At 63.3% G+C, this 9,004-nt stretch carries 9 protein-coding genes and 1 pseudogene; 5 read left to right on the forward strand and 5 right to left on the reverse strand.

Annotated elements, in window-relative coordinates; all coding sequences use genetic code 11:
- The 4 genes from H7225_RS03850 to H7225_RS03865 all read left to right on the forward strand — a co-directional run.
- A partial coding sequence (locus tag H7225_RS03850) for an ATP-binding protein (protein ID WP_290659467.1) occupies positions 1–616 on the forward strand: 616 nt, incomplete at its 5' end.
- On the forward strand, positions 609–1,082 hold the full coding sequence (locus tag H7225_RS03855) for an NUDIX domain-containing protein (RefSeq protein ID WP_290659468.1): 474 nt from the start codon (positions 609–611) through the stop codon (positions 1,080–1,082). The genes H7225_RS03850 and H7225_RS03855, both read left to right, overlap by 8 nt.
- Positions 1,083–1,130: 48 nt before the next feature.
- On the forward strand, positions 1,131–2,009 hold the full coding sequence (locus tag H7225_RS03860) for a crotonase/enoyl-CoA hydratase family protein (protein WP_290659469.1): 879 nt from the start codon (positions 1,131–1,133) through the stop codon (positions 2,007–2,009).
- 4 nt (positions 2,010–2,013) lie between these two features.
- The gene (locus H7225_RS03865) at positions 2,014–4,884 is read left to right on the forward strand and encodes a DEAD/DEAH box helicase (RefSeq protein WP_290659470.1); all 2,871 of its coding nucleotides are present in this window, start codon (positions 2,014–2,016) and stop codon (positions 4,882–4,884) included.
- 98 nt (positions 4,885–4,982) lie between these two features.
- On the opposite strand, the gene H7225_RS03870 is transcribed toward H7225_RS03865, so the two are convergent.
- Positions 4,983–5,333: an SWIB/MDM2 domain-containing protein gene (locus tag H7225_RS03870; RefSeq protein ID WP_290659471.1), complete on the reverse strand. Its 351-nt coding sequence runs from the start codon at positions 5,331–5,333 to the stop codon at positions 4,983–4,985.
- Positions 5,334–5,590: 257 nt separating this feature from the next.
- Here H7225_RS03870 and H7225_RS03875 point away from each other — a divergent pair, with 257 nt between their 5' ends.
- Positions 5,591–6,859 (forward strand): NADH:flavin oxidoreductase/NADH oxidase family protein, encoded by a 1,269-nt coding sequence (locus H7225_RS03875; protein WP_290659472.1) that lies wholly within the window; start codon positions 5,591–5,593, stop codon positions 6,857–6,859.
- A 26-nt stretch (positions 6,860–6,885) separates the two neighbouring features.
- On the opposite strand, the gene H7225_RS03880 is transcribed toward H7225_RS03875, so the two are convergent.
- From H7225_RS03880 to H7225_RS03895, 4 genes and pseudogenes are all read right to left on the reverse strand, one after another.
- On the reverse strand, positions 6,886–8,007 hold the full coding sequence (locus H7225_RS03880; RefSeq protein ID WP_290659473.1) for an alpha-hydroxy acid oxidase: 1,122 nt from the start codon (positions 8,005–8,007) through the stop codon (positions 6,886–6,888).
- A 12-nt stretch (positions 8,008–8,019) separates the two neighbouring features.
- Positions 8,020–8,553 carry a cytochrome b/b6 domain-containing protein gene (locus H7225_RS03885; RefSeq protein WP_290659474.1) on the reverse strand — a complete coding sequence of 178 codons (534 nt, stop codon included), beginning with the start codon at positions 8,551–8,553 and terminating at the stop codon, positions 8,020–8,022.
- An 8-nt stretch (positions 8,554–8,561) separates the two neighbouring features.
- Positions 8,562–8,834 (reverse strand): PepSY domain-containing protein, encoded by a 273-nt coding sequence (locus tag H7225_RS03890; protein WP_290659475.1) that lies wholly within the window; start codon positions 8,832–8,834, stop codon positions 8,562–8,564.
- Positions 8,835–8,861: 27 nt separating this feature from the next.
- Positions 8,862–9,004: pseudogene (locus tag H7225_RS03895) on the reverse strand (PKHD-type hydroxylase); the annotation flags it as partial.

Consider the following 9,004-nt stretch of genomic DNA (forward strand, 5'->3'; position numbering starts at 1 on the left):
CGCCAACAACGTGTTGCTGACCGGCGCGCGTGGCACCGGCAAGTCCTCGCTCGTCAGGGCGGGCCTGAACGAGTTCGCTGAAAAAGGCCTGCGCCTGATCGAGGTTGACAAGGCCGATCTGGTGGACTTGGCCGACTTGGTGGACCTGGTCGATGGCCGGCCCGAGCGCTTCATCGTCTTCAGCGACGACCTGTCGTTTGACGAAGGCGAGCCCGGCTACAAGGCGCTCAAATCGGTGCTCGACGGCTCAGTATCAGCCGCCGGCGACAACGTGCTCATCGTGGCCACGTCCAACCGCCGCCACCTGCTGCCCGAGTACCACGCCGACAACAAGAGCTACCACCGCAGCGACGATGGCGAGTTGCACCCCGGCGAGGTCGTGGAAGAAAAAATCTCGCTGTCCGAACGCTTTGGCCTGTGGATCAGCTTCTACCCCTTCACGCAAGACGAGTACCTGGCCATCGTTGCGCAGTGGCTGAGCCATTACGCGGTGTCTGCCGAGGCCATTGCCGCCGCCCGCCCGCAGGCATTGGTCTGGGCGATCGAGCGCGGTTCGCGCTCCGGCCGGGTCGCCTACCAGTTCGCCCGCGACTACTCGGGGCGCGACCATGGCTGAGCCCAAGTCTTATCACGTCATGGCAGAAACCGACCGCATACCGGTCGAAGTGGCGGTGGGCGTGTTGATTGAACGCGATGCGCACGGCGTTGAAACCCGTTTTTTGATGACCTCGCGCCCACCGGGCAAGGTTTATGAAGGCCATTGGGAGTTCCCCGGTGGCAAGGTGGAGCAGGGCGAGACCATCGAGCAGGCCCTGCGCCGCGAACTGACCGAAGAGTTGGGCATCACCATCGGCCAGGCCCACCCCTGGCAGACCGAGGTGATGGACTACCCCCACGCCAAGGTGCGCCTGAACTTTTGCAAGGTCTACGACTGGGCCGGCGAGCTGGACATGCGTGAGGGCCAGCAGATGGCCTGGCAGACCCTGCCGGTCGACGTGGTGCCGGTGCTGCCGGGCACCGTGCCAGTGTTGTGGTGGTTGGCGACAGAGCGTGGTCACGAAGGCGTCACGCACAGCGGATAATGGGGATTACCCCAAAAATTCACTGGCCCCCGCTGCAGGAGACATTCCATGACCTACCAGACCCTGGACTACGCGGTCGATGACGACGGCGTGTTGCTGCTCAAGCTCAACCGCCCTGAGCAGCTCAACGCCTTCACCGTCGAGATGGCCAACGAACTGGTCGACGCTTTCACGCGCGCCAGCAACGACGATGCCGTGCGCGCCGTCGTGGTCACCGGCGCGGGCAAGGCCTTTTGCGCGGGCATGGACCTGACCGCCGAGGGCAATGTGTTTGGCCTGGACGAAACCCAGTGGCCCACCATGGACGACATGCGCCAGCGCCTGAACGATCCAGAGATCTTCAACGGCGTGCGCGACACCGGTGGCCGCGTCGTGCTGGCCATCTACGATTGCAAGAAGCCCGTGATCGGCGCCATCAACGGCGCGGCCGTGGGCATTGGCGCCACCATGACCTTGCCCATGGACATCCGCCTGGCGTCTGACAAAGCCCGCATCGGCTTTGTCTTTGGCCGCATCGGCATCGTGCCCGAGGCCTGCTCCAGCTGGTTCCTGCCGCGCGTGGTCGGCATCTCGCAAGCACTGGAGTGGACCTACCTGGCCGACGTGTTCGATGCGCAGGAAGCCCTGCGTGGCCGCCTGGTCAAGGCCGTGGTGCCACACGACCAGTTGCTGGACGAGGCCTTGAAAATCGCCCGCCGCATTGCCACTGAACGCTCGCCCGTCGGCATCGCCCTGACGCGCCAGATGATGTACCGCAATTCGGCCCAACCCCATCCTTTGGCAGCCCACCAGGTCGATTCGCTGGCCATGTTTTACACCAGCATCGGCGATGGCAAGGAGGGCGTGAAAGCCTTCCTGGAAAAGCGCCCCGCGCAATTCGAGGGCAAGACCTCCGAGATGCCATCCTTCTACCCATGGTGGGAATGAGCTTTTGACTGATTTCTCTCTGCCCGACGACTTTGATCTCGGGGAATACTTTGACGGCCGCACCCTGGCGCGCGCCGTGGACCTCAAGCCTGAGCAAGCCATCCAGTCGATGCAGGTGATCGGGCCCGTCTTGTCCACGCGCCTGCACGGCAGTGGCTCGCAGGCCTATGCGCAACGCACCGAGCTGGTCAACGACCGCCGCCTGGGCCTGCGCGTGATGGGCCACTGCACGTGTCCGGTCGGCCTGAACTGCAAACACGTGGCCGCGGCCCTGATCGCTTTCGAGGCGCAGCAGGTGCGCAAGCAGCGTGGTGGTGGCTTGCTGGATGAGTCGACGCTGATCAAGGCCACGCCGCCGTCGCCGCAGATGCGTTTGACCTTGGGGGATGAGCCGCCCGAGCTGCCCGCGGTCAGCCTGGGCGCCTTGCCCTTGATCCCAGTGCTCAAGCTCACCACCTGCGTCGATGTGGTCTCCGAGGCCATGCTGCACCACCGCTATGGCTCGCAGTCGTCCATCAACACCAAGGTTCGACAAGCGGCGGCGCAATTGTTGTTGCGCTACCAGCCCGAAGGCAGCGAGCCGGTTGATTTTCATTTCCCGGCGGTCCATGGGGCGCTGGGTTTCAGTGAGCGCGAGGATCCCGAACAGGCGGGGCAGCGCCAGATGGTGCGTTTTGAACGGCAAAGCAAGCAGGAAGCCACCGCCTTGCTGGACCTGTGCAACACGCTGGAGTTCCGCTCGTGGAGCCTGTCGGCCGGCCTGGCCATCAACCGCCTGACGCGGCTGAACGCGGGCAGTGGCTCCAACGGTGCGGGGTCGGCGCTGGAAGGCGAGCCCCTGGTGCTGGTGCCACAACGCCGAGAACAATGGCCGCACATCCTGACCAAGCAACTGCCCTTGCTCAAGGCGCGGGGCTGGGTCGTGGAGGTGCAGCACGACTTCCCCTACGAGCTGCACACCGCCGAAGAGTGGACCGTCGATGTCGACGAGGAAGCCGGTGGTGATTGGTTCAGCGTGGGCATGAAGGTCACCGTGGAAGGCCAGAGCGTTGACCTGCTGCCGCTGCTGGTGGGCCTGGTGCAAACCGGTTGGTTGAAGCTGAACTCGGACCTGCGCGACGGCCAGCCTCGCGGCGAAGTGTTGGTGCCCTGGCCCGATGATGCCGTGCCTGAGCCTGGCGCCTTGCCGCGCCAGCGCCTGCTGCGCATCCCGGTGCAACGCGTGGCGCCCCTGATGGAGTGGATGCGCTCGGTGTTTGCCTCAAAAGGCAAGGACAGCGGGCCCTTGCGCCTGTCACGCTTTGACCTGGGCACGCTGGAAGCCGTCACGGCCCAGACCACGGTGGTGGCCCCGCCCAGCTTCACCGACCTGATCGAACAAGTGCGCCTGCTGGGCAGTGGCCGCAGCTTGCCCGCAGTGCAACCTTCGCCCAATGTGCAGGCCACCTTGCGCCACTACCAGCTTGATGGTCTGGCGTGGATGGACTTTCTGCGCCGTGCCCGATTGGGCGGCGTGCTGGCCGACGACATGGGCTTGGGCAAGACCCTGCAAACGCTGGCCTTGCTGCAAGGCGAGCTGGACGCAGGCCGCCTGGACCGGCCCAGCCTGGTCGTGGTACCCACCAGCCTGATCGCCAACTGGCAGACCGAGGCGCAGCGCTTCACGCCTGGCCTGAAGCTGGTGGTGCTGCATGGCCCGCAGCGCATGCAGTACTTCAACCGCATCGAGCATGCCCATCTGGTCATCACCAGCTACCCGCTGGCCGTGCGCGACATCGACACGCTCGCTTCGCACGACTGGCATTACCTGTTGCTGGACGAAGCCCAGCGCATCAAGAACAGCCGCAGCCAGGCCACGTTGTCACTCAAAGGCCTGCGCGCGCGCCACCGCCTTTGCCTCAGCGGCACGCCACTTGAAAACCACCTGGGCGAGTTGTGGAGCCTGATGGATTTTGTGTGCCCCGGCCTGCTGGGCAGCGAAGCACAGTTCCGCGAGCACTACCGCAACCCAATCGAAAAGCGCAAGGACACCTTGCAGGCCGAGCACCTGGCGCGCCGTGTGCGTCCCTTCATCCTGCGGCGCACCAAGCTGCAGGTGGCGCGCGAGCTGCCCGAGAAAACCGAAACGCACCTGCGCGTTGAACTCAGCGGCACGCAGCGCGACCTGTACGAAACCGTGCGCGCCACCATGGACAAGAAGCTGCGCGAGGCCATTGAAAAGCAAGGCCTGGCGCGCAGCCAGATCATGGTGCTTGATGCCTTGCTGAAGCTGCGCCAGGTTTGCTGCGATCCGCGATTGCTGAAAATGGGCCCGGAAGGCGCGCCCGCCGCTGGCAAGGCCGCGCCTTCGGCCAAGATGGCCCTGCTGCTGGATCTGTTGCCCACCTTGGTGGAAGACGGCCGCCGCATTTTGCTGTTTTCGCAGTTCACCGAGATGCTCTCGCTGATCGAGGCCGAGATGGTGCGCTTGAAGATCGACTACCTCAAGCTGACGGGCGAAACCCACGACCGTGCCGGCATGGTGGACAAGTTCCAGAAGGGCAGTGCGCCCTTGTTCCTGATCAGCCTGAAGGCCGGTGGCGTGGGCTTGAACCTCACGGCGGCCGACACCGTGATCCTCTACGACCCGTGGTGGAACCCAGCGGTGGAGCAACAAGCGATTGACCGCTGTTACCGCATCGGGCAAGACAAGCCGGTGTTCGTCTACAAGCTGCTGGCCAGCGGCACGGTCGAGGACAAGATGGTCGAGCTGCAGGAGCGCAAGGCCGGCTTGGCCGACCTGTTGCTGTCGGGCGTGGCCAGCGATGCTGCGCTGAACGCGCAAGACTTTGACGAGCTGTTCAAGCCCTTGATCCCTGAGGAATCAACGCCCTGAATGAGTGAATGAATGAAAAAAGCCCGGCGTTCTTTTAAGAACGGCCGGGCTTTTCAATCAAGTTGCAGAGCGGGCTCGTCAGCCCGCCAGGCCCTTGCTCACTTCAGCAGTTGATCGCTGATCAGCTTGGTCATCTCGAACATCGAGACTTGAGCCTTCTTGAAGATCACCTTCAGCTTGTCGTCTGCATTGATGTTGCGCCGATTGGCGGCATCTTGCAGGTTGTGCTTCTTGATGTATTCCCAAACCTTCTTGGTGACTTCGGTGCGCGGCAGTGGCTCAGCGCCAATGACTGCGGCCAAAGCCGGGCTCGGTGTGAGAGCCTTCATGAAGGCGGCATTCGGGGTGCGCTTGACAGCGACCTTCTTGGCTGCAGGTGCAGCCTTCTTTGCCGGGACTTTTTCAGCTGCCACGGCCTTTTTGGCCGGGACTTTCTTCGCAGTTGCCATGTGAATTCACTCCAATCTAGGGTCAGATCTGATGCCTTGCCTCGGGCGCATGCTGAGTTCGCATGTGTTCCTCAAGGGTATTGCGCCTGCGATGGTAATGCCACTTCCCTCTGAAAAACAGTGTTTATGAATCTTTGTGGCCCTTCAACGTCAATGAAATGTGCATTGGCGTCGGCTGTGCGGGCGCCTGCGTGCTGCAGACATTCCAATTTCGGTGTTCAATCGCGTCTTTCTCGGTGTTTTCAGGAGTACTTTGGATGACGCCTCAAGCCGTTTTGGCCCAACCGTTCACGCTGCCCAATGGCGTGGTGATCAAGAACCGCCTGTTTAAATCGGCGATGTCCGAAGCCCTGGGCAACCGCGAGCGCGCACCGACGCCCGAGCTGGCGCGCCTGTACCAGGCCTGGGCCGATGGCGGTGTGGGTTTGTGTGTCACCGGTAACGTGATGATCGACCGGCGCGCTTTGGGCGAACCCGGCAACGTGGTCATCGAAGACGATCGCCACCTGGCTGAACTCAAGGCCTGGGCGCAAGCGGCCACGCGCGGCGGCACGCAATGCTGGGTGCAGCTCAACCACCCCGGCAAGCAAGCACCCAAGGGCTTGAACAAAGAGACGGTGTCGCCATCGGCGGTGCCCTTTCGCGATGACATGAAGGCGTTCTTCGCCACGCCGCGCGAGCTGACCGATGCCGAGATCCACGGCTTGGTCGAGCGTTATGGCCGGGCTGCAGGCATCGTCAAGCAGGCCGGCTTCACCGGCGTGCAGATCCATGGCGCACACGGCTACCTGGTCAGCCAGTTTTTATCGCCGCACCACAACCGCCGCACCGATGACTGGGGCGGCACGGCCGAGAAGCGCCGCCGCTTTGTGCTGGCGGTTTACCGGTCCATGCGCGAACACGTGGGCCCTGATTTTCCGGTCGGCATCAAGTTGAATTCGGCCGACTTCCAACGCGGTGGGTTCACCGAAGAAGAATCGCTGGACACGATCCGCGCCTTGGCCGAAGCGGGCATTGACCTGGTCGAGGTGTCGGGGGGCACCTACGAGGCGCCCGCCATGACGGGCATCAAGGCCGACAAGGCCGAGCCGGCGAAAGACAGCACGCGTCAGCGCGAGGCCTACTTCATGGCCTTTGCCGAGAAGGCGCGTCAAGCGGTCAAGACGCCGTTGGTGGTGACGGGGGGCTTTCGTTCATCGCAGGGCATGGCCGAAGCCATCGCGTCTGGTGCGGTCGACATGGTGGGCTTGGCGCGGGCATTGGCGGTGGAGCCGACGCTGCCTCAGCGCTTGTTGAACGGGCAGGAGCCGACGCACGTGATCAAGCCGATCAAGACGGGCATCAAGTTCATCGACAAGATGGGCCTGCTGGAGGTGACCTGGTACACGGGGCAGCTCAAGCGCATTGGCAAGGGCGAGCCACCCAAGCCCGGGGAGTCGGCATTGTGGGTGTTCGCCAAGTTCATTGCGCACCAGTTGAGTTTGGGCCGCAAGAAGCGCTCGCCCACGAAGTTGCGGGCGAGCTGAGGACTCGCGCTCCTGATGTTGCTTGCTCAGGGGTGTTTGAACAACACGCTCGGGGTGATGTCATCCAGCGTGGCGCAGCCGGTGAGCGCCATCGCGATCTCCAGCTCGTCGCGCAGCAAGCGGATGACGTGCGCCACGCCCAAGGCACCTGCGGTGGCCAGGGCATGCACATAGGGCCGCCCGATCAGCACGGCATGGGCGCCCAGTGCGATGGCCTTGAGCACATCGGTGCCGCGGCGGATGCCGCCATCGACCAGCAAGGGCATGTTGGGGCCAACGGCTTGCGCAATGCGCGGCAAGGCCCAGGCCGTGGGGATGGCGGTGTCAAGCGTGCGGCCACCGTGGTTGGACACGATCAGCCCGGCCACGCCCAGTTGGGCCGCTTGCCGCGCATCGTCTTCATGCAGGATGCCTTTGAGCAGGATGGGCAGGCGGGTGATGCTTTGCAGCCAGGCGATGTCGGACCAGGTGGGGGCCATGGACAGCAGCCCATCGAACATGGCGCTTTTGCCTGGCGACAAGGATGCTACGGGTGCTTCTGGCAAATTCGCCAGGTTGACGGCGGTGATGCCGGGTGGCAGTTTGAATTCGACGCGTCGTTCGCGGTCGCGGGCGCCGCTGGTGGGGGCATCGACGGTGAGCACCAAGGCTTCGTAGCCTGCGGCTTCTGCGCGCTGAACCAGTGCTTGCGTGAAGGCCCGTTCATGCTGCAGGTAGAGCTGGAACCACAGGGGGCCACGGCCTGGGTCGGCCACGATGGCTTGGGCGATGTGCTCCAGTGACGTGGTGGCTTGCGTGCTCAGGATGATGCCTGCGCTTTGTGCCGCGGCGGCATAGGCGGTGCCCAGCTCGCCATCAGGGTGGGCCATGCGCTGAAACGCCACGGGCGCCAGCATGATGGGATGCTCAAGCACCCGGCCCAGCAAGGTTTGCCGCGTGTGGCCCCCGGCCAGCGCACGCAAGACACGTGGATGCAGCAGCAACTGATCCCAGGCGGTGCGGTTGGCCTGCAGGGTGAGTTCGTCGGCGGCGCCACCGCTGAAGTACGCCCAGGCGTTGTCGTCAAGTCGGCTGCGCGCGTGTGCGGTGTAGTCGGTCAGGTTGACCGTGCCAGCTGGGATCGCGCCGAGTTCAGGGATGGGGCTCATGGGCGTGAGTGCTCAGGCGACGTCATCGCCATGGGGCGCCGCTTTGCGCCCGGTGATCATGGCCCGCACCAGGTTTTCGCGGTGGCGAAGGCTGGTGAAAATGACGCCGATCAAGTGAAGGGTGATCAACACGAGCAAGGTCCATGCGAGAAAGCTGTGGAGTTGATCAAGCCAGGCCATGCCCCAGAACATGTCCGTGGTGTACAGCCAGCCAGTGAAGCCCGCGCCCGCAACACACGCCAGCAGCGCCACCACCATCCAGCCGCCCAAAGGGTTGTGGCCGCTGTAACGGAGCTTCTGTTTGTGTTTGAGCAGGCGGGCGTAGTGGAGGGTGGTTGATGGGCCACGCACAAACTGTGAAAGCCGCGCGTAGTGACTGCCAATGAAGCCCCAGACCAAGCGTGCGGTGACCACCCCAAGGGCGACATAGCCCGCAGGTTCGTGGAGCTGTACAAAACCCAGCCCCAGGGTGCTCAACCAGGCAACGCTGATGGCCATTACCAGTGTCCAGTGAAGCCAGCGTACGCCGTGGTCCCAGACCTTCATTGCCGGGGTTACTTGACTTCGCCTGCTTTTTCGAAGGTCTTGGGGTTGAAGTAAACCTCGACGCGCTTGCCTTTCTCGTCGAAGCCATAGACTTCATAGCAGCCATTGTCGACTTTGACTTGACGCACCTTCCAACCTTCGCTGGTCAGCTTTTTCTGGAGGTCCATCTGCTTTTTCCATTCTTCCTTGGGGGCGTCGCATTTGATGTCGCCGTGGGCGAAGGCGCTGCTGGCCACAGCCAGTGTCAGCAAGCCGATGGTGATGATGGAGGGGCTTTTCATGAGGGCTTTTTCGTCAGGGTTAAGAGGTCAGACATCCAGCCACATCCGCAAAAGGTTGTGGTACGTGCCGGTCAGTCCAATGACGGCAGGGTCGGTTTCACCGACTTTGGTGCGCAGTTGCATGAGGTGCATGTCCATGTCGAACAGCAGCCGGCGTTGCTCAGTGCTGC

Source organism: Aquabacterium sp. (assembly GCF_014378415.1).
GTDB lineage: Bacteria > Pseudomonadota > Gammaproteobacteria > Burkholderiales > Burkholderiaceae_C > Aquabacterium.

Coding starts and splice junctions, on each gene's coding strand:
- H7225_RS03855 (WP_290659468.1), top strand. CDS start 609: ATGGCTGAGCCCAAGTCTTATCACGTCATGGCAGAAACCGACCGCATA.
- H7225_RS03860 (WP_290659469.1), top strand. CDS start 1,131: ATGACCTACCAGACCCTGGACTACGCGGTCGATGACGACGGCGTGTTG.
- H7225_RS03870 (WP_290659471.1), bottom strand. CDS start 5,333: ATGGCAACTGCGAAGAAAGTCCCGGCCAAAAAGGCCGTGGCAGCTGAA.
- H7225_RS03875 (WP_290659472.1), top strand. CDS start 5,591: ATGACGCCTCAAGCCGTTTTGGCCCAACCGTTCACGCTGCCCAATGGC.
- H7225_RS03880 (WP_290659473.1), bottom strand. CDS start 8,007: ATGAGCCCCATCCCTGAACTCGGCGCGATCCCAGCTGGCACGGTCAAC.
- H7225_RS03885 (WP_290659474.1), bottom strand. CDS start 8,553: ATGAAGGTCTGGGACCACGGCGTACGCTGGCTTCACTGGACACTGGTA.
- H7225_RS03890 (WP_290659475.1), bottom strand. CDS start 8,834: ATGAAAAGCCCCTCCATCATCACCATCGGCTTGCTGACACTGGCTGTG.